The organism is Pseudomonas syringae (assembly GCF_002157375.1).
Classification (GTDB): Bacteria; Pseudomonadota; Gammaproteobacteria; order Pseudomonadales; family Pseudomonadaceae; genus Aquipseudomonas; species Aquipseudomonas syringae_T.
In genome coordinates this window covers 83,969-102,445 of the sequence record NZ_MTSA01000011.1, presented here as the reverse complement: position 1 = coordinate 102,445, position 18,477 = coordinate 83,969, and the positions used below count along the sequence as shown (strand labels likewise).

Genomic DNA, 18,477 nt, shown 5'->3' with positions numbered 1-18,477 from the left:
CCCATGTCAGGTGAAGGAATGTTCGACGCCCGTGTCAATAAAAGACCGTTTGTGATGACATCCCTGACGGCACGACTGGCCCTGCGCCCTGAACTCGAACGCGCGCCTGATCAGTGGATCTGGAAAGTCATTGCCGAAGGCAAGGCAGATCGCAAGCCGACCCGCATGGGCCTGTTTCTGAACAGGGACCTTGAGCCGGGCACCCACAACCTGATCGACAACGAGCACATCAGCGTGATTTACAACGAGCGGTGCCACGGGCAAAGCGTCATCTATCACTCGGCACACTTTCAGGAAGGCATGCTGACCCTGCTTGAAGCCAATCCCTACAGCCTGAAGCTCCGGGGAGCATTCAGTTTCCGCATGTCGGCGATAAATCTTGAGGTGACTGACGGCGTTTTTGACGTGTACTGCAGGTGATTCACGCGCGCAGAAACCCGGCGATCACCCGGGCGGATTCGGCCAGACACTGATCATGGCTAAGGCCGGCTACTTTCAGCGGTTTGAGGTCATGATTCGCGGTCGGCAACCAGTGCAGGCGGATAGCACTCGACAGCGCATAGCCCTCCACGGTTTCCCGGTTGCCCAGCGCATCGCGTTCACCCTGAACAATCAGGGCAGGCGTTTTCAGTTCAGCCAGATGAGCCACACGAGGTTTTTCCGGCTTGCCGACGGCATAGAACGGATACCCCAGACACACCAGCGCATCGGCCTCGAGTTCATCGGCAATCAGGCTGGCCATCCGCCCGCCCATTGACTTGCCGCCGACGGCCAGCCGCCCTGTCACCCCGGAGCGTACACATTCATGAACCTCTCGCCAGCACGCCAGCAGTTGCGCCTGAGGATTGGGGGGGCGCTTGCTGCCGCCCTGACGTCGCTGAGCCATGTAGGGAAACTCGAAACGCAGGACGCTGATGCCTTGTGCCGCCAGGCCATCAGCCATGTTGTTCATGAAGTCGCTGTCCATCGGTGCGCCCGCACCATGCGCCAGCAGCAATGTCACCGCTGGCCCCGTACCCGAAGGCTGACCCGGCGTCCATAACCAGCCTCTCTCGCTGATCCGTTGTTGCCACTGATGTTCGCCGTCACCGGGCTTCACGCCTTTGCTCATGCCTGCCTCGTCAAGATGAATCCGTGGTAGCCCGCCACTATACCTGTCCATGAGCCGCGATTCGCCCCTGTGCGGCCAGGCCAACCGGCGCCAGGCAAGGGGGTGCCCGCCTTTTCGGACAGCGACTATTCAGGTCTGTCTGCGTAAATTGTCAGGGTGCAGATGAAACGTGCCAAGGCAATGAGCGCCCCAACCCTGACACAACCGGGCGGTTTCATTGGCGGTACGGGCCTCGCACACGTTGCAACAAGACCGCTGGGGCGGTCGCCAGAGTCATATGCCTGCTCAGGCCGGTTTGCCGGGCAATGACACCTGCAATCGCTGGCACACAGCACGTTGCAGCCTTTGCGTGAGTCCTGATCAACTCGTGGTACGTGAAGGCCCTCACCGTTTTGTCTACACCCAGCGGTCATGTGTGAGCTCCGCACCCTGCAACGGGGTGCGGAATACTCACTCGTACAGGTGCAAATTGCCGCTTTGCCACGACTTCCCACACCCCCCTTTCAAAGCTAAACTCGCTGACACGCGTCTGTTGCAACCCTTTGACGCGCGTTAACTTGCCTGTGTGTTCCTGCCCCTGCCTTTTCGGTCTGCTTCGGAGCCCTGTCCAACGCTGCACCGCCCGAGCCCGATTACGTCTCTGGTCACTCTCTGAATCGTGGAAGTCTGCAATGAGTACAACAATCAGCCCGACTGCCTACAACTACACCGTGGTGCGCCAGTTCGCCATCATGGCGGTGGTCTGGGGTGTGATCGGTATGGGGCTGGGTGTGTTCATCGCCTCGCAACTGGTCTGGCCGGGGCTGAACCTCGAACTTGAATGGACCACCTTCGGCCGCCTGCGACCGCTGCACACCAACCTGGTGATCTTCGCGTTCGCCGGTTGTGCGCTGTTTGCCACGTCTTACTATGTGGTGCAGCGAACCTGCCAGACGCGACTGATTTCCGACGGGCTGGCAGCGTTTACATTCTGGGGCTGGCAGGCGGTCATCGTCGGCGCGATTGTCACGTTGCCGATGGGCTACACCACCACCAAGGAATATGCCGAGCTCGAATGGCCAGTGGCGATTCTGCTGGCAATCGTCTGGGCCGCCTATGCCGCCGTGTTCTTCGGCACCCTCGTCAAACGCCGGACCCGGCATATTTACGTGGCCAACTGGTTTTACGGCGCGTTCATCGTCGTGACCGGCATGCTGCATGTGGTCAACCACATCTCGTTACCGGTCAGCCTGTTCAAATCCTACTCGGCTTATGCCGGGGCGACCGACGCCATGATCCAGTGGTGGTACGGGCACAATGCCGTGGGGTTTTTCCTGACCACCGGCTTTCTCGGGATGATGTATTACTTCGTGCCCAAGCAAGCCGAACGGCCGGTGTATTCCTACCGTTTGTCCATCGTGCATTTCTGGGCATTGATCACCCTGTATATCTGGGCCGGCCCGCACCATCTGCATTACACCGCACTGCCGGACTGGGCACAGTCACTGGGCATGGTGATGTCAATCATTCTGCTGGTGCCGAGCTGGGGCGGCATGATCAACGGCATGATGACGCTCTCAGGCGCGTGGCATAAGTTGCGGACCGATTCGATTTTGCGCTTTCTGGTGGTGTCGCTGGCCTTCTATGGCATGTCGACCTTCGAGGGGCCGATGATGGCGATCAAAACCGTCAACTCACTGTCGCATTACACCGACTGGACCATAGGCCATGTGCATGCCGGTGCGCTGGGGTGGGTCGCGATGATTACCATCGGCTCGCTCTACCACATGATTCCGAGGCTGTACGCCCGTCCGCAGATGCACAGTGTCGGCCTGATCAATGCGCATTTCTGGCTCGCGACCGTGGGCACCGTGTTGTACATCACCTCGATGTGGGTCAACGGCATCACCCAAGGCCTGATGTGGCGTGCCGTGAATGACGACGGCACGCTGACGTACTCCTTCATCGAGACCTTGCAGGCCAGCCATATGGGTTACATCGTGCGAGCGATCGGCGGTGCGATCTTCACCAGCGGCATGTTGCTGATGGCCTACAACGTGCTGCGTACCGTGCGAGCATCGGACCCGCAGGCCGCGCAAGCCGCTGCCCGGATCAACGTCGCGGGAGCACACGCATGAAACACGACGTGCTCGAGAAAAACATCGGCCTGCTGGCGTTCTTCATGGTCATCGCCGTGAGCATCGGCGGGCTGACCCAGATCGTCCCTCTGTTCTTTCAGGATGTAACCCAACAACCGATTGAAGGCATGAAGCCTCGCAACGCGCTGGAAGTGGAAGGCCGTGACGTCTTCATCGCCAATGGTTGCGTAGGTTGCCACTCCCAGATGATTCGCCCGTTACGCGCCGAAACCGAGCGCTACGGGCATTACTCGGTGGCGGGCGAAAGCGTGTGGGATCACCCGTTCCTGTGGGGCTCCAAACGCACGGGGCCGGACCTGGCGCGCATCGGCGGTCGCTACTCGGACGAGTGGCACCGTGCGCATTTGAACAACCCGCGCGATCTGGTTCCCGCCTCGATCATGCCGGCCTACCCGTTTCTGAACGAGAAAAAAATCGACAGCACGCAGACTGCGAAAAAACTGCAGGTGTTGCGCACCCTGGGTACGCCGTACACCGATGCGGATATTGCCGGCGCGGCGGCAGCCGTACAGGGCAAGACCGAAATGGACGCGCTGGTCGCCTATCTGCAAGGCCTCGGCACGCTCATCAAGAGCAAACGGTGATGACGATGGACATCGGAATGATTCGAGGCCTCGGCACGCTGGTGGTGATGATCGCGTTCATCGGCCTGATGCTGTGGGTATTCAGCCCGGCACGCAAGGCGCACTTCGATGACGCCACCCTGCTGCCTTTCGCAGACGACCCCGAGGCCATCAGCAAGGTCAAACACGCGCCGACCGACAAGGAGGACGGGGCATGAATACGTTCTGGAGCCTGTACATCACGGTACTGACGCTGGGCACACTGATTGCGATGCTCTGGCTGCTTCTGTCTACCCGCAAGGGCCAGCGCGACGAGCCGACGGATGAAACCGTCGGCGAGTCGTTCGATGGCATCGAGGAGTACGACAATCCGCTGCCAACGTGGTGGTTCAAGCTGTTCCTGGCGACCCTCGTCTTTTCGCTCGGTTACCTGGTGCTGTATCCGGGCCTGGGGAGCTGGCAAGGCCTGCTTCCGGGCTACGAGTACCGGGACAAGACCGGCAACGTGCAGTTTTCCGACGGTCAGCAGGGCTGGACCAGCGTTCACGAATGGGAGCGTGAGGTCGCGAGTGCCGAAGCCCGCTACGGCCCGCTGTTCGCAAAGTACGCGGCGATGCCTGTCGAGGACGTGGCCAGGGATCCGCAGGCGCTGAAAATAGGTGCGCGCCTGTTTGCGTCGAACTGTTCGGTGTGCCACGGATCGGACGCCAGAGGTGCCTACGGCTATCCCAACCTGACCGACGCAGACTGGCGCTGGGGCGGCGATCCGCAGTCGATCAAAACCTCGATCATGGCCGGCCGCATGGGCGTGATGCCTGCCTTGGGTGAAGCCCTTGGCGAACAAGGTGTACGCGATGTGTCAGCCTACGTGCTGACCCGACTGGACGCTCGGCAACTGCCCGAAGGTGCCAATGCCGACCCGGTCGCCGGTCAGAAGACCTTCACCACGCTCTGCGCGGCCTGCCACGGCCCGGAGGGCAAAGGCATGCCCCTGCTGGGCGCGCCTGACCTGACGCACCCCAATGCGTTTATCTACGGCTCCAGCTTCACACAGCTGCAACAGACCATTCGCGCCGGACGCCAGGGCCAGATGCCTGCCCAGCAAGCACTGCAAGGCAGTGACCGGGTTCATATCCTTGCGGCTTACGTCTACAGCCTGTCCCACCAGGAGAAAGCGGCCGAGCCACAACCGAAGTGACAGGCTCTACCGGTCCTGAACCGGCCATTCAGCGTTGTTGCAATTTGAAAGAGTACACATATTGTAGTTACTTCTCTACATAACTAGACTCGCTCATGACCACGACGACACACTTGTCCCTTCTGGAGGCCGCATTCATGACCACCACGCTCTCGAGCCGCGAATTCAATCAAGACACCAGCGGGGCCAAGAAGGCCGCGAATGATGGTCCGGTTTTCATTACCGACAGAGGTCGGCCTGCCTTTGTGCTGCTGTCTATCGAGGCCTATCTGCAACTGACCGGCAGTGCGGAAAATATCGCTGACATGCTGATCATGCCGACGGGCATGGATATCGAATTCGAACCGCAACGGGCTGTCATCACACCCCGACCGGTTGATCTGTCCTGATGTTCCTGCTCGACACCAACGTGGTCTCCGAACTCAGAAAACGCAACGCCGACGCGAATGTGCTCCGTTGGTCGAGAACCCGGCTGGCCTCCAGCCTGTTCATCTCGTCCATCACGATTCTCGAGCTTGAAACAGGTATCCTGCGAATCGAGCGCCGTGATCCGACTCAAGGCGCAGCCCTGAGAATGTGGCTTGACCACCATGTGCTGAAAGCGTTCGCTGGCCGCATTCTGCCCATCGACACTCAGGTCGCCAAACGCTGTGCCCGACTGCACGTTCCCGACCCGCGCAGCGAATGCGATGCACTGATCGCGGCCACCGCTCTGGTGCATGGGATGACCGTGGTGACCCGTAACACGGCGGACTTTCAATCGTGCGGGGTCGCCTTGCTCAATCCGTGGATCAGCCAGTTGAACGAAGACGCTGCCCGCTATGCAAGTACGTCGCGTTGAAGGCGTATGCGAACCTGCATGACGGGTATCGGCCCGTGCTGCGCCACCGCCGCTGGACGCACCCATGAGCAACCAGATTCCCGTACACGACATCACGCCGCCACCCGAGGGAAGCGGCGATTACGTCGATCTTTATGCCTCGCGCGAGAAAATCCACACACGCGCCTTCAAAGGCCTGTTTCGCACACTGCGCATGGCGAGCGGTGCAGTGCTGCTGTGCATTTTTTTCGGTACGGTCTGGCTGAGCCGAAACGGGCACCAGGCCGTGTGGTGGAACCTGCCGGAGCGCAAGTTCTACATCTTCGGCGCGACCTTCTGGCCTCAGGATTTCATCCTGTTGTCGGGCATTCTGATCGTGGCGGCGTTCGGACTGTTCTTTATCACGGTCTATGCCGGGCGGGTCTGGTGCGGCTATACCTGCCCGCAGAGCGTCTGGACCTGGATCTTCATGTGGTGCGAAAAGGTGACCGAGGGCGACCGCAATCAGCGCATCAGGCTCGACCACGCCCCGATGAACGCCAACAAACTGCTGCGCAGGCTCGCCAAGCACAGCCTGTGGCTGCTGGTCGGTTTCGCCACCGGGGTGACCTTTGTCGGCTATTTCGCACCGATTCGCGAACTGTGCATCGACCTGTTCACGGGCGAGGCGGACGGCTGGGCGTATTTCTGGGTCGGTTTTTTCACCGTAGCGACCTACCTCAACGCAGGCTGGCTACGCGAGCAAGTGTGCATCTACATGTGCCCGTATGCACGATTCCAGAGCGTCATGTTCGACAGGGACACATTGATCATTTCCTACGACCCGCGCCGTGGAGAGCCGCGCGGGCCGCGTAAAAAGGAAGCCGAACGCCCGGTTGACGGCCTCGGTGACTGCATCGACTGCACGATGTGCGTTCAGGTCTGCCCGACCGGCATCGACATTCGCGACGGTCTGCAGGTCGAGTGCATTGGCTGCGCGGCCTGCATCGATGCCTGCGACACGGTGATGGACAAGATGAACTACCCCCGCGGGCTGATTCGTTACACCACCGAACACAATCTGTCCGGGCAGCGCACCCACACCTTACGCCCACGCCTGATCGGTTACGCGCTGGTCCTGCTGCTGATGACCGGGCTGTTGGCCGGGGCCTTCTACGTGCGGCCGCTGGTGAGCATGGACATCGGCAAAGACCGGGCGCTGTACCGGGAAAACGCCGAAGGCCGGATCGAAAACGTCTACAGCGTCAAGGTCATGAACAAGGATCAGGTGAGCCACCGTTACGTACTTGAAGCCAGCGGCCTGCCTGATCTGCGACTGCAAGGCCCGCAGGAGATAGAAGTCATGGCAGGCGAGAGCGTCAGCCTGCCGGTGGCGTTGTCCAGCGCCCCGGACAAACTCCCGGCAAGCAGCAACGAAGTCACCTTTATCCTCAAGGGCATCGACGACAGCGACACCCGTGCAGAGACCAAAAGCCGCTTCCTTGGCCCACCTATTCGTTAAGAGCACTGCCATGCCCGTCGCGACAACTTCAAGCCCCTGGTACAGGCATCTCTGGCCCTGGATCATAATCGGTGTGCTGACCTGTTCGGTCACGTTGAGCCTGTCGATGGTCTTCATCGCCGTCTCCCACCCGGACCCGCTCGTCACCGACAATTACTACGAGGCAGGCAAAGGCATCAGTCGCTCGCTGGACCGCGAACTGCTGGCTCAGACCCTGAAACTGCGCGCCCGTATTCACCTGGATGACCTGACAGGCGAAGCCGTATTGCGCCTGAGCGGCAACAGCAACCCCGAACGTCTGGAGCTGAACCTCATTTCGCCTACCCGACCTGACAGCGATCGCCGTGTATTCCTGACCCGCAGCCCGTCCGAGCCGGGTCGATACGTCGGCCAATTGCAGGACCGGGTGGCCGGCCGACGCTTTGTCGAACTGCTGGGTGTCGAAGGCGACCAAACCTGGCGCCTGTTCGAGGAAGAGCAGGTCGGCGCTGATGATCTGACCTTGGGCGACGAACCGCTGCAAGCCGCGCAACATCGGGATGACTGACGTGGCGACACTCGGCCCATCCGCCCCGCGGCCCTGCTACCACTGCGCCCTGCCCGTTCCGCCCGGAAGCCGCTTCACGGCGGTGGTGTTTGGCGAAATACGGGCGTTGTGCTGCCCCGGCTGTCAGGCGGTGACCGAGACCATTGTCGCCAGCGGCCTGGAAAGCTATTACCGCCATCGCAGCGAGACATCGGCCAACCCGGAAAGCCTGCCCGCACAGTTGATCGATGAGCTGACACTCTTTGACCGCCCTGAAGTCCAGGCGCCTTTCGTGCGCCACGAGGGCGAATTATCGGAAATCATTCTGCTCGTTGAAGGCATCAGTTGTGCAGCCTGTGGCTGGCTGATCGAAAAGCGCCTGAGCCGGTTGCCCGCGGTGGCCGAGGCACGCATGAACCTGTCCACCCATCGCCTTCAGGTGCGCTGGCAAAGTGATCAACTGGCCCTCAGCCAGCTGCTGAGCGAGCTGCACGCTATCGGTTATGTCGCCCATCCCTGGCAGGCAGACCGGGCCGCAGAGCGGCTGGCCAGGGAAAACCGGCTGGCGTTGCGCCAACTGGGTGTCGCCGGCCTGCTGTGGTTTCAGACCATGATGGCAACCATGGCGACCTGGCCGGAGTTCAACGCCGACCTCAGCCCCGAGTTGCACACGATTTTGCGCTGGGTGGCGCTCTTCCTGACCACTCCCATCGTCTTTTACAGTTGCGCGCCCTTTTTTCGCGGTGCGTTACGCGACCTGCGCAACCACCAGTTGACGATGGACGTTTCGGTATCGCTGGCGATTGGTGCAGCCTATGTCGCCGGTATATGGACGGCCATCACCGGCTCCGGCGAACTGTACGTCGATGCAGTCGGCATGTTTGCACTGTTTCTGCTGGCCGGGCGATATCTGGAACGCAGGGCCCGCGAAGGCACAGCGACGGCAACCGCGCAACTGGTCAACCTGCTGCCGGCTTCGTGCCTGCATCTGGGCAACGACGGCCAGAGCCAACGCATCATGCTCAGCGACTTGCAGTTGCATGACAAGGTGCTGATCCCTCCCGGCGCGATCATTCCGGCTGACGGCACGGTCGTTGAAGGGCAGTCCAGTGTCGATGAATCCCTGCTGACCGGTGAATACCTGCCACAGCTGAGGCGTGTCGGTGATGCCGTGACCGCCGGAACACTGAATATCGACAGTCCGCTGACTGTTAAGGTTACGGCGCTCGGCCATGAAACGCGCCTTTCGGCCATCGTCCGGCTATTGGAGCGGGCACAGGCAGAGAAGCCTCGGCTGGCGCAGATCGCAGACCGTGCGGCACACACTTTCCTGCTGGTTTCGCTGATCGCCGCAGTGCTGATCGGGGTGATCTGGTGGCAGATCGATGCATCGCGAGCGCTGTGGATCGTGCTGGCGATGCTCGTCGCCACCTGCCCCTGCGCATTGTCACTGGCAACACCGACCGCCCTGACCGCAGCCACCGGCACGCTGCACAGGCTGGGCTTGCTGCTGACCCGCGGCCACGTGCTCGAAGGTTTGAATCAGATCGATACCGTGATCTTCGACAAGACCGGCACCTTGACCGAGGGACGGCTGATGCTGCGCAGTGTTCACCCGCTGGGCGAGCTGGATGCCGACCGCTGCCTGGCAATGGCAGCGGCGCTGGAGAACCGTTCCGAGCACCCCATCGCCCGTGCATTCGGCCGGGCTCCGTGCGCTGCCGAGGACGTGCGCAGCACACCGGGGCTGGGGCTGGAAGGCACTGTCGATGCACGCCGCCTGCGTATCGGCCAGCCAGCCTTTGTGTGTGCCATGAGCGGCGCCGACATCCCGCTGGCACCCGATCAGGCCGGTCAGTGGCTGCTGTTGGGAGACACGCTCGGGCCGCTGGCGTGGCTGGTGCTGGATGACCGGCTGCGCGCAGACGCCATTACCCTGTTGCAGGCCTGCAAGGCACGCGGCTGGAACACCTTGCTGCTGTCCGGCGACAGCTCACCGATGGTGGCCAGCGTCGCAAAGACGCTAGGAATCGAGGACGCTCGCGGCGGTTTGCAGCCCGACGATAAACGGGTTGTGCTGCGCCAATTGCAAGCGCAAGGGCGCAAAGTACTGATGATCGGTGACGGTGTGAACGATGTGCCGGTCATGGCCGCTGCGGACGTCAGCATCGCGATGGGCTCGGCGACGGACCTGGCAAAAACCAGCGCCGACGCCGTATTGCTGTGCAACCGCTTGCCGGTGCTGATCGATGCCTTCGATCTGGCCCGACGCACACGACGTGTCATTATCGAAAACCTGCTCTGGGCCGGTCTGTACAATGGCCTCATGTTGCCGTTTGCAGCGCTGGGCTGGATCACTCCGATCTGGGCAGCAATCGGCATGTCGGTCAGTTCATTGATCGTGGTGCTTAATGCATTGCGCCTGACGCGTTCGCCGCGAATCGCCCATTAACGCCCCGGAGGTTGCATGCCCGCGCTTTACATCATGATCCCGGTCGCGCTGCTGCTGGTGGGCGTCGCGATCTATGTGTTTTTCTGGGCCGTGGACAGCGGCCAGTACGATGACATGGAAGGCCCGGCACACAGCCTGTTGTTCGATGATCCGCCGGTGGCGGATCAGAACGCATCGGTACGGCCGAAGCCGGACGAAAAACACGATGTTTGAACTGGCCCCGGTGTTGCTGTCAGCGCTCGTTCTCGGCCTGTTGGGAGGCGGCCATTGCCTGGGCATGTGCGGCGGGCTGATGGGCGCACTGACCCTGGCCATCCCCAAGGAGCATCGCAGCCGACGGTTTCGGCTGCTGTTGGCCTACAACCTCGGGCGCATCTGCAGCTACACACTGGCGGGGTTTGCTTCCGGGCTGGTCGGCTGGGCCGTCGCACAAAGCCCGTTGGCAACAGGCTTGCGAATCATGGCCGCGGTGCTGTTGATTGTCATGGGGTTGTACCTGGCCGGTTGGTGGAGCGGACTGACCCGCATCGAACGTCTGGGCCGAGGCCTGTGGCGCCACCTGCAACCGCTGGCCAGCCGCTTGTTGCCGGTGTCCAGCCTGCCTCGCGCACTGCTGCTCGGTGCCCTGTGGGGCTGGTTGCCGTGCGGGCTGGTCTACAGCGCCCTGCTCTGGGCCGCCAGTCAGGGCAACGCTGTCGACAGTGCCCTGCTGATGCTGGCTTTCGGGCTGGGCACCTGGCCTGTTCTGCTGGCCACCGGGCTGGCCGCCGAACGCATCACCGCCTTGCTGCGCAGGCGTGGCGTTCGTGTGGTGGGCGGAGTGCTGGTGATCGTGTTCGGGCTATGGACACTGCCCGGCCCGCATCAGCACTGGTTGATGATGATGTCGCATTGAGATACCGGGCACCTGACCCACATCAAGATTCTCCCTGCGTGCCCTGCGTATGCTCACGACATCGCCAGCCTGACCAGGAAACGCGCGCATGTTCGACGCCATTCGTTGGGATTCAGATCTGATCCGTCGCTATGACGTGGCCGGACCGCGCTATACGTCCTACCCGACCGCCGTGCAATTTGACACCCGGACAGGCGCGTTCGAGCTGTTGCAGGCGTTGCGCGAGAGTCGCAAAGCGTTGCGGCCGCTGTCGCTGTATGTGCATCTGCCCTTCTGCGCCAACATTTGTTACTACTGCGCTTGCAACAAAGTCATTACCAAGGACCGTGGGCGGGCACAAACCTACTTGCAGCGGCTGGAGCACGAAATACACATGCTCGCCTGCCATCTGGCGCCCGGCCAAGTGGTGAAGCAACTGCACTTGGGAGGCGGCACACCCACCTTCCTCAGCCATGACGAACTTCGCCGGTTAATGGCACAACTGCGGGCCTGCTTCAATCTGCTGGACGATGATTCCGGCGACTACAGCATCGAGGTCGATCCTCGCGAAGCAGACTGGGCGACCATGGGCCTGCTGCGCGAGCTGGGATTCAACCGGGTCAGCCTGGGCGTTCAGGACCTGGACCCGACCGTGCAACGCGCGATCAACCGCCCGCAGAGCTTGGAAGAAACCCGTACCCTCGTCGAAGCCGCACGCACGCTGCAGTTTCGCTCCGTAAACATCGACCTGATCTATGGGCTGCCCAGGCAGACTCCGGAGACCTTCAGTCAAACGGTGAGTGAAATCATCCGCTTGCAACCTGACCGGCTGTCCGTGTTCAACTATGCCCACCTGCCGGAACGTTTCATGCCCCAGCGGCGCATCGAGGGTGCCGACCTGCCGAATGCACACAGCAAACTGATCATGCTGGAGCGCACCGTCGAACAATTGACCGGCGCTGGCTATCGCTACATCGGCATGGACCATTTTGCCCTGCCCGACGATGATCTGGCCATTGCTCAGGAAGAGCTGACCCTGCGACGCAGTTTTCAGGGTTACACCACCCACGGCGATTGTGACCTGATCGGGCTGGGTGTCTCGGCCATCAGTCAGGTCGGCGAGCTGTACTGCCAGAACAGCAACGACCTGAACGACTATCAACGGCTGCTGGACAGCGATCGACCGGCCACCCGACGAGGGCTGGTCTGCAACAGGGATGACCGGATCAGGCGGGCCGTCATCCAGCAGTTGATCTGCCATTTCACGCTGGATTTCAGCCAGATCGAGTCGGCATTCGGTATCGATTTCAAGGGCTATTTTGTTGACGTGTGGCCACACCTGACCGGCATGCAGGAGGACGGACTGATTGCGCTGAGCGAGACAGAAATCGACGTCAAACCGGCAGGCAGGCTGCTGGTACGCTCAGTGTGCAGTGTCTTCGATGCGTACCTGACCCGGCAAAACCGCCAGCAGTTCTCCCGGGTCCTGTGAAACGGCGCTGCCGCACTACATTTTGGCCAGGACCAGCATGCCGGCCTTTGTCTTGTCGGCATCGCTGGAACGCAGGCTGTTCATCAACGACGACAGATCTGCGGTGGAGTTGCTCACCTGCGCCTGCAACGTGCTGAGCACCGTTTGCAGCGCACCGGCCTTGGTACGGCGCTCCTCGGGGCTCAGGCTCTGGTCGTTCAACGCCTTCTGAATCTGCTCCATGGTTTCTTCGATCCTGCGTTGCAACTCGCGAATACCCTTGAGGATCTTCTGCACGGAAGCAGGCAACCCGCTCTGCTCGATGTCCGCGTTGCTCGAGGACGCCGCGGCGGCAGCCTTGCCTTCCGAGGACAGATTGACCTCCACGCCCTTTGCCTCGCTCACCGTTTTTTCGGCACCGCTTTCGCTGGTCTGGCTGTAGGTCATCTGCGAGGTCGCAGTTCGTATCGTAATACTGCTGATCAACGGTAGAGTCGTTGACATGCAAGAGATCCTGAGTGGATGAAGGAGATACAGATGTATCGGCGCGTTGAGCGGAAACTTGATGAAACAGATGGCCCTTGACGCTGGCCCCCTCTGGTAAGGGTGAGTTACCCTTATGACTTATGTGTGATTTCCCACAAGGAATTAAGTGATGTCCGAGCCAGTAAAACGCGCTCATACCCAAGCCCACTGCAAGGATTGCAGCCTCGCACCGCTCTGCCTGCCCCTCTCGCTGAATCTCGAAGACATGGACTCTCTGGACCAGATCGTCAAGCGAGGCCGTCCTCTGAAAAAAGGCGAGTTTCTGTTTCGTCAGGGCGATACCTTCGAATCGGTGTACGCCGTACGCTCCGGCGCCTTGAAAACCTTCAGCATCAGCGACAACGGCGAAGAGCAGATCACCGGTTTTCATCTGCCCAGCGAACTGGTGGGCATGTCCGGCATGGACACCGAGGCTTACCCGGTTTCAGCGCAGGCGCTGGAAACCACCTCGGTGTGCGAAATTCCGTTCGAGCGTCTGGACGAACTCTCGGTGCAGTTGCCGCAACTGCGTCGGCAACTGATGCGCGTGATGAGCCGCGAGATCCGTGACGATCAACAAATGATGCTGTTGCTGTCGAAGAAAACCGCTGACGAGCGCATTGCCACTTTCCTGATCAATCTGTCCGCGCGCTTCCGGGCGAGAGGCTTTTCGGCCAATCAGTTCCGGCTGAGCATGTCACGCAACGAAATCGGTAATCACCTCGGGCTGGCGGTGGAAACCGTGTCGCGGGTGTTCACGCGGTTTCAGCAAAATGACCTGGTCAACTCAGAAGGCAAAGAGATCCATATCCTTGCCCCTATCGACCTGTGCGCGCTGGCAGGCGGTTCGATGCAAACCTGAGGCGTGCGATCTTTGGCAGGTCGGCTTAAACTGTCAGCCAAAACCGCCATGGATTCTCCCGATGACTTTCGATCAACCGAACTTCAAAGCCCTGATACGCCCGGTCGTAGACTTCCCCAAACCGGGCGTGGTGTTTCGCGACATCACCCCTCTGTTCCAGTCGCCAAAAGCCACCCGGCAGGTCATCGACAGCTTCGTGCAGCGTTATATCGAAGCCGACTTCAGCCACATCGGCGTCATGGACGCGCGTGGTTTTCTGATCGGTTCGGTCGTCGCGTATCAATTGAACAAGCCGCTGGTACTGTTCCGCAAACAGGGCAAGCTGCCCGCTGACGTGCTGTCCGAAGGCTATCAGACCGAATACGGCGAAGCCTATCTGGAGGTCCATGCAGACAGCCTGTGCGAAGGTGATTCCGTGGTGATGTTCGATGACCTGATCGCCACCGGCGGCACCTTGATTGCCGCTGCCAATCTGATCCGGCGCATGGGCGCCAAGGTTCACGAAGCAGCGGCGATCATCGACCTGCCGGAGCTGGGCGGTTCGAAACGCCTGCACGGCCTGGAAATCCCCACATTTTGCCTGACGGAGTTTGCACTGGACGAACAGTAAGCGCGCTGTACGCTCACAGTTGCACACGTCCTGAAGCCTCGGGAAAACAGCCGTTCTGCAGGAGCGTCGCACGATAGTTGAGGCTATCGTTCAGCACGCTCCAGCGTCGGAATGCAGTCTGGGCGCTCTGCGTCCGACCCTTGAGTGTGCAGCGAAGAGGTGTAGCGAGAGAGGCTAGCCCGCGGTATTACCGTGCAGCTTGGTCATCAACTGCGCTTCAGCCTGGGTGAGGCCGCAGGACTGGGTGAGTTCGTCGATGCTGGCACCCATGCCAACCAGCCGGGCGGCCTGGGCGAAGGACAGCGTGGAGGGATCGCGCTGTTCCAGTGCGGTGAGCTTGTCCGGCAACGGCGCAACGGTGGCGCGCAGTTCGTGCAAGGCTTCGCCCATGCGCACCGTACCGTTCTGGTAGTTGTCCAGACGCCTGGCCAACTCCTTGATCCGCTGATCACGCAAGGCAGCCGCCTCATCACGCTCGGCATCAAGCTTGCGCTGACGCCTGGTATGGGCCAGGAACATGAACAGGGTCACGCCCCAGAGAATGGCCAGAAAGACGACAGCTACCTCAACGATCAATCAGATGCTCTCCAGTTCGGACCACTCTTCTTCGGACATCATTTTGTCCAGTTCGACCAGAATCAACAGCTCGCCGTTCTTGTTGCAGACGCCCTGAATGAACTTGGCCGACTCGTCGTTACCGACGTTAGGCGCGGTTTCGACTTCAGACTGGCGCAAGTAAACCACTTCCGCCACGCTGTCGACCAGAATACCGACCACTTGCTTGTCGGCTTCGATGATCACGATACGCGTGTTGTCGCTGACTTCAACCGGTGCCAGGCCAAAGCGCTGACGGGTGTCTATCACGGTCACGACATTACCGCGCAGGTTGATGATGCCCAGCACGTAGCTTGGAGCACCCGGAACCGGAGCGATTTCGGTGTAGCGCAGCACTTCCTGCACCTGCATGACATTGATGCCATAGGACTCGTTGTCCAGGCGGAATGTAACCCATTGCAGGATCGGATCTTCGGAACCTTGTGCAGACGACTTATTCATAACCCCAACCCCTCACGTGTGTTCTTTGCGGGTAACGCCACTGGCGCCTGCCCATGATTATTTAGACTTGTTCAACTGCTTGACCGCGCCACTGGCTATCAACTCGGCCAACTCTGCAACATCCAGCAACGCGCACATGTGTTCAATCACCGTACCCGCCAACCATGGGCGCTGACCGCGTTGCGTGCGCCATTTGATCTCGTTCGGATCAAGACGCAACGAACGACTGACCTGATGCACCGCCAGCCCCCACTCGTATCCCTGCACCGAGATCACATACTGCAATCCCTGGCGAAAATCGTCGCGGTAGCGATCAGGCATGATCCAGCGCGCGGTATCCAATACTTTCAGGTTGCCTGCCTGGCTGGGCAGGATCCCGAGAAACCAGTCCGGCTGACCGAACAGCGGCGTCAACTCCTGGCCTGCCAGCGGATAAATCGATCCCAGACAGACCAGTGGCACCGCCAGTGTCAGACCGGCCACGTCGAACAACAGGCATTCAAACGGTTCGGCAGCCCACGCCGGGCGACCATCGCTGGTCGGTGGCGGCGTCGGAGTCCGCTGGGTCACCAGCGTGCTCAGTTCAGCGACAGGCTCGACCAGATCTACTGTCGGCACCGCCGTTTCAACCTTTAGCGTTTCAACCTGCACCGCCTCGGCAACGATCACCGGAGCGACTTCAATCACTGGCGCCGGCACCGCAACAGGCGCCGCTACCTTGACAGCCACGGCCACCGCTGCCGGTGCGGCTACGGCGGCCGCCAAAGGCTTGAGCTGCGCTTGCATCCGCGCATCAAACGCCTGCTCTTCGAGCACGGCGGCCTGAAATTCGTCGATGCTGTCGGAGAGCGTTTCAGGCTCTTCGGTCGCGTCGTACAGCAATGCGTCCAGATAGGACTGCAAAGCCAGCTTGGGTCGTGTTGCAACTTCTACAGGGCGGTTCATACCGGGGCCCAACGAAAAATGGAGCATGTGCAGCCTGATAGAGTTATCGGCCGCATTGAGGCATCACTTGAGCGAACTGTGCAGAAAGAGTAGACGTTCACGTCAGGCCACCTGAGCATTGAGCTGCTCGGCGAGCATGTGTTTAAGCAAGGCGCGGTAAGCAATCACACCGCGGCTCTTGCTGTCGTTTTGCGACGGTGTCAGGCCCAGACGGCTCGCGTCCCGAAGGCGTGTATCCACCGGCACGTAGGCCTGCCAGACATGCTCGGGGAAACTGTCACGCAACAGCTTCAGGGTGCCCATCGACGCCTGGGTACGGCGGTCGAACAGCGTCGGCACGATGGTGTAAGGCAACGGCACCTTGCGCGAACGGTTGATCATCGCCAACGTATTGACCATGCGCTCCAGGCCTTTTACAGCCAGAAACTCGGTCTGAACCGGAATTGCCAGCTGCTGGCTTGCGGCCAGCGCATTGACCATGAGTACGCCCAGCAACGGCGGACTGTCGATCAGCGCATAGTCAAAATCCTGCCATAACTGGGCAAGACTCTTGGCGATCACCAGACCAAGACCGCTCTGGCCAGGCGATTGCCGCTCAAGCGTGGCCAGCGCGGTACTCGACGGGATCAGGGAAATACGCTTGTCGCTGGTAGGCAACAGCAATTGCGCAGGAAGACCGTCCGGCACCGCGCCTTTGTGCAAAAACAGATCAAAAGCGCTGTGTTCCAGTTCGTCCGGATTGTGCCCGAAATAACTGGTCATGGAGCCGTGGGGATCCAGATCGACAACGACCACACGCTTGCCTGCATCGGCCAGCAAACCGGCCAGGGCAATGGTCGTGGTGGTCTTTCCGACTCCACCTTTCTGATTGGCTACTGCCCACACTCTCATTGATGTTTTTCCTTCCGTACAGCGAAGACCATACCGATACGATTATTGGAGGGCGGGTGACGGAGAATTGACGGCGTTCGCACGTACCGGCGGCTTTGCTGGCACCGGTGCAGTTTGTGTGCCAGCACGCCTTAACGCCGCATCAGGTTGCACATTGGCTGAGCCGGCACTGGTCAAACTGCGGCGAACGTCCAGGTTTCGCGAGATAACCAGCACCACACGGCGATTTTTGGCACGCCCGGCAGCGGTGGCATTAGACGCAATGGGTTGAAACTCACCGTAACCGACAGAGGCAAGCCGCGCCGGATTGACGCCGTCCATGGCCAGCATGCGCACGATGCTGGCAGACCGCGCCGAAGACAGCTCCCAGTTGGTCGGGAACTGTGCAGTGCTGATCGGCTGGTCGTCAGTAAACCCCTCGACGTGGATCGGGTTGTCGAAGCGTTTGACGATGCCGGAGACCTTTTCGATGATGGTGAACGCCTTGTCACTGGGCATGGCATCGCCACTGACAAACAAAAGACTGGAGTTGAGTTCGATCTCGATCCACAGCTCGTTGCCGCGCACGGTCATCTGATCGGACTTGATCAGGTCCCCGAACGCATCGCGCACATCCTGAGCGATGGTCTGCAACGGGTCATCAGAGGCCTGGCCGATACCGGCGTCGGTCTGCTCGCTGTCCTTGAGCAAGGGTTCGGCAGGCTTTACCGACACCGGACGCTGCTCGCCGATGGGGATCGGCTTCATGGTCCGTTCGGTGTCGTTGAACACCCCCACCAGCGCCTGGGACAGGATTTTGTACTTGCCTTCGTTGATCGAGGAAATCGAATACATCACCACGAAAAACGCGAACAACAACGTAATGAAGTCGGCATAAGACACCAGCCAGCGTTCATGATTTTCGTGTTCCTCGGGCTGACGTCGGCGAGCCATG

At 60.5% G+C, this 18,477-nt stretch carries 21 protein-coding genes and 1 pseudogene; 15 read left to right on the top strand and 7 right to left on the bottom strand.

The window, feature by feature from the left end; translation table 11 throughout:
* Positions 1–18: 18 nt before the first annotated feature.
* Complete coding sequence (locus tag BW686_RS15425; RefSeq protein WP_373271025.1) at positions 19–420, top strand: hypothetical protein; 402 nt, start codon at positions 19–21, stop codon at positions 418–420.
* A gap of 1 nt (position 421) precedes the next feature.
* On the opposite strand, the gene BW686_RS15420 is transcribed toward BW686_RS15425, so the two are convergent.
* On the bottom strand, positions 422–1,111 hold the full coding sequence (locus BW686_RS15420) for an alpha/beta family hydrolase (RefSeq protein WP_102048016.1): 690 nt from the start codon (positions 1,109–1,111) through the stop codon (positions 422–424).
* Positions 1,112–1,782: 671 nt separating this feature from the next.
* Here BW686_RS15420 and ccoN point away from each other — a divergent pair.
* The 12 genes and pseudogenes from ccoN to hemN all read left to right on the top strand — a co-directional run bounded on the left by ccoN (position 1,783) and on the right by hemN (position 12,675).
* Entirely contained in the window at positions 1,783–3,228 is a 1,446-nt protein-coding gene (gene ccoN, locus BW686_RS15415; RefSeq protein ID WP_084918288.1) for a cytochrome-c oxidase, cbb3-type subunit I, read from the top strand.
* Positions 3,225–3,833: a cytochrome-c oxidase, cbb3-type subunit II gene (gene ccoO, locus BW686_RS15410; protein WP_084918286.1), complete on the top strand. Its 609-nt coding sequence runs from the start codon at positions 3,225–3,227 to the stop codon at positions 3,831–3,833. The genes ccoN and ccoO overlap by 4 nt, the downstream gene beginning before the upstream one ends.
* 5 nt (positions 3,834–3,838) lie before the next feature.
* Positions 3,839–4,030: a cbb3-type cytochrome oxidase subunit 3 gene (locus tag BW686_RS15405; protein WP_084918556.1), complete on the top strand. Its 192-nt coding sequence runs from the start codon at positions 3,839–3,841 to the stop codon at positions 4,028–4,030.
* Entirely contained in the window at positions 4,027–5,010 is a 984-nt protein-coding gene (ccoP, locus tag BW686_RS15400) for a cytochrome-c oxidase, cbb3-type subunit III (RefSeq protein ID WP_084918283.1), read from the top strand. The genes BW686_RS15405 and ccoP overlap by 4 nt, the downstream gene beginning before the upstream one ends.
* A 137-nt stretch (positions 5,011–5,147) precedes the next feature.
* Positions 5,148–5,399, top strand: a complete 252-nt coding sequence (locus tag BW686_RS15395) for a type II toxin-antitoxin system Phd/YefM family antitoxin (protein WP_084918280.1) — start codon at positions 5,148–5,150, stop codon at positions 5,397–5,399.
* Complete coding sequence (locus tag BW686_RS15390; protein WP_084918278.1) at positions 5,399–5,851, top strand: type II toxin-antitoxin system VapC family toxin; 453 nt, start codon at positions 5,399–5,401, stop codon at positions 5,849–5,851. Before BW686_RS15395 ends, BW686_RS15390 begins: the two co-directional genes overlap by 1 nt.
* A 64-nt stretch (positions 5,852–5,915) precedes the next feature.
* Positions 5,916–7,331 (top strand): cytochrome c oxidase accessory protein CcoG, encoded by a 1,416-nt coding sequence (ccoG, locus tag BW686_RS15385; protein ID WP_084918275.1) that lies wholly within the window; start codon positions 5,916–5,918, stop codon positions 7,329–7,331.
* Positions 7,332–7,341: 10 nt separating this feature from the next.
* The gene (locus tag BW686_RS15380) at positions 7,342–7,878 is read left to right on the top strand and encodes a FixH family protein (protein ID WP_084918273.1); all 537 of its coding nucleotides are present in this window, start codon (positions 7,342–7,344) and stop codon (positions 7,876–7,878) included.
* Positions 7,871–10,346, top strand: a pseudogene (locus BW686_RS15375) (heavy metal translocating P-type ATPase). The gene BW686_RS15380 and the pseudogene BW686_RS15375 overlap by 8 nt, the downstream one beginning before the upstream one ends.
* Entirely contained in the window at positions 10,325–10,522 is a 198-nt protein-coding gene (gene ccoS, locus BW686_RS27150; RefSeq protein ID WP_084918270.1) for a cbb3-type cytochrome oxidase assembly protein CcoS, read from the top strand. The pseudogene BW686_RS15375 and the gene ccoS overlap by 22 nt, the downstream one beginning before the upstream one ends.
* Complete coding sequence (locus BW686_RS15365) at positions 10,515–11,204, top strand: sulfite exporter TauE/SafE family protein (protein ID WP_084918268.1); 690 nt, start codon at positions 10,515–10,517, stop codon at positions 11,202–11,204. Before ccoS ends, BW686_RS15365 begins: the two co-directional genes overlap by 8 nt.
* Before the next feature lie 88 nt (positions 11,205–11,292).
* Positions 11,293–12,675 (top strand): oxygen-independent coproporphyrinogen III oxidase, encoded by a 1,383-nt coding sequence (gene hemN, locus BW686_RS15360; protein ID WP_084918265.1) that lies wholly within the window; start codon positions 11,293–11,295, stop codon positions 12,673–12,675.
* Positions 12,676–12,690: 15 nt separating this feature from the next.
* Here hemN and BW686_RS15355 read toward each other — a convergent pair whose 3' ends face one another.
* On the bottom strand, positions 12,691–13,158 hold the full coding sequence (locus BW686_RS15355; protein WP_084918263.1) for a chemotaxis protein: 468 nt from the start codon (positions 13,156–13,158) through the stop codon (positions 12,691–12,693).
* 151 nt (positions 13,159–13,309) lie between these two features.
* Between BW686_RS15355 and fnr the strand changes: the two genes are divergently transcribed.
* Positions 13,310–14,041: a fumarate/nitrate reduction transcriptional regulator Fnr gene (gene fnr, locus BW686_RS15350; protein WP_084918261.1), complete on the top strand. Its 732-nt coding sequence runs from the start codon at positions 13,310–13,312 to the stop codon at positions 14,039–14,041.
* Between the two features lie 61 nt (positions 14,042–14,102).
* Positions 14,103–14,651 carry an adenine phosphoribosyltransferase gene (locus tag BW686_RS15345; RefSeq protein WP_084918259.1) on the top strand — a complete coding sequence of 183 codons (549 nt, stop codon included), beginning with the start codon at positions 14,103–14,105 and terminating at the stop codon, positions 14,649–14,651.
* Between the two features lie 174 nt (positions 14,652–14,825).
* On the opposite strand, the gene BW686_RS15340 is transcribed toward BW686_RS15345, so the two are convergent.
* The 5 genes from BW686_RS15340 to motD form a co-directional block, all read right to left on the bottom strand.
* Positions 14,826–15,227, bottom strand: a complete 402-nt coding sequence (locus BW686_RS15340) for a DUF2802 domain-containing protein (RefSeq protein WP_084918257.1) — start codon at positions 15,225–15,227, stop codon at positions 14,826–14,828.
* On the bottom strand, positions 15,228–15,707 hold the full coding sequence (locus BW686_RS15335) for a chemotaxis protein CheW (protein WP_002554262.1): 480 nt from the start codon (positions 15,705–15,707) through the stop codon (positions 15,228–15,230).
* Positions 15,708–15,764: 57 nt separating this feature from the next.
* Positions 15,765–16,679, bottom strand: a complete 915-nt coding sequence (locus BW686_RS15330) for a CheW domain-containing protein (protein ID WP_084918255.1) — start codon at positions 16,677–16,679, stop codon at positions 15,765–15,767.
* Between the two features lie 75 nt (positions 16,680–16,754).
* Positions 16,755–17,543: a ParA family protein gene (locus BW686_RS15325; RefSeq protein WP_084918253.1), complete on the bottom strand. Its 789-nt coding sequence runs from the start codon at positions 17,541–17,543 to the stop codon at positions 16,755–16,757.
* Between the two features lie 42 nt (positions 17,544–17,585).
* A complete protein-coding gene (gene motD / locus BW686_RS15320; RefSeq protein WP_084918251.1) occupies positions 17,586–18,476 on the bottom strand; it encodes a flagellar motor protein MotD in 891 nt (296 codons plus the stop codon).
* Position 18,477 lies beyond the last annotated feature (1 nt).

What these genes read in the sequence shown, in the direction of transcription:
- ccoG (WP_084918275.1), top strand. Translation starts at nt 5,916, where the DNA reads ATGAGCAACCAGATTCCCGTACACGACATCACGCCGCCACCCGAGGGA.
- BW686_RS15335 (WP_002554262.1), bottom strand. Translation starts at nt 15,707, where the DNA reads ATGAATAAGTCGTCTGCACAAGGTTCCGAAGATCCGATCCTGCAATGG.
- BW686_RS15365 (WP_084918268.1), top strand. Translation starts at nt 10,515, where the DNA reads ATGTTTGAACTGGCCCCGGTGTTGCTGTCAGCGCTCGTTCTCGGCCTG.
- BW686_RS15390 (WP_084918278.1), top strand. Translation starts at nt 5,399, where the DNA reads ATGTTCCTGCTCGACACCAACGTGGTCTCCGAACTCAGAAAACGCAAC.
- ccoS (WP_084918270.1), top strand. Translation starts at nt 10,325, where the DNA reads ATGCCCGCGCTTTACATCATGATCCCGGTCGCGCTGCTGCTGGTGGGC.
- fnr (WP_084918261.1), top strand. Translation starts at nt 13,310, where the DNA reads ATGTCCGAGCCAGTAAAACGCGCTCATACCCAAGCCCACTGCAAGGAT.
- ccoP (WP_084918283.1), top strand. Translation starts at nt 4,027, where the DNA reads ATGAATACGTTCTGGAGCCTGTACATCACGGTACTGACGCTGGGCACA.
- BW686_RS15355 (WP_084918263.1), bottom strand. Translation starts at nt 13,158, where the DNA reads ATGTCAACGACTCTACCGTTGATCAGCAGTATTACGATACGAACTGCG.
- BW686_RS15405 (WP_084918556.1), top strand. Translation starts at nt 3,839, where the DNA reads ATGGACATCGGAATGATTCGAGGCCTCGGCACGCTGGTGGTGATGATC.
- BW686_RS15380 (WP_084918273.1), top strand. Translation starts at nt 7,342, where the DNA reads ATGCCCGTCGCGACAACTTCAAGCCCCTGGTACAGGCATCTCTGGCCC.
- BW686_RS15425 (WP_373271025.1), top strand. Translation starts at nt 19, where the DNA reads ATGTTCGACGCCCGTGTCAATAAAAGACCGTTTGTGATGACATCCCTG.
- ccoN (WP_084918288.1), top strand. Translation starts at nt 1,783, where the DNA reads ATGAGTACAACAATCAGCCCGACTGCCTACAACTACACCGTGGTGCGC.
- BW686_RS15345 (WP_084918259.1), top strand. Translation starts at nt 14,103, where the DNA reads ATGACTTTCGATCAACCGAACTTCAAAGCCCTGATACGCCCGGTCGTA.
- BW686_RS15395 (WP_084918280.1), top strand. Translation starts at nt 5,148, where the DNA reads ATGACCACCACGCTCTCGAGCCGCGAATTCAATCAAGACACCAGCGGG.
- motD (WP_084918251.1), bottom strand. Translation starts at nt 18,476, where the DNA reads ATGGCTCGCCGACGTCAGCCCGAGGAACACGAAAATCATGAACGCTGG.
- BW686_RS15325 (WP_084918253.1), bottom strand. Translation starts at nt 17,543, where the DNA reads ATGAGAGTGTGGGCAGTAGCCAATCAGAAAGGTGGAGTCGGAAAGACC.
- BW686_RS15330 (WP_084918255.1), bottom strand. Translation starts at nt 16,679, where the DNA reads ATGCTCCATTTTTCGTTGGGCCCCGGTATGAACCGCCCTGTAGAAGTT.
- ccoO (WP_084918286.1), top strand. Translation starts at nt 3,225, where the DNA reads ATGAAACACGACGTGCTCGAGAAAAACATCGGCCTGCTGGCGTTCTTC.
- BW686_RS15420 (WP_102048016.1), bottom strand. Translation starts at nt 1,111, where the DNA reads ATGAGCAAAGGCGTGAAGCCCGGTGACGGCGAACATCAGTGGCAACAA.
- hemN (WP_084918265.1), top strand. Translation starts at nt 11,293, where the DNA reads ATGTTCGACGCCATTCGTTGGGATTCAGATCTGATCCGTCGCTATGAC.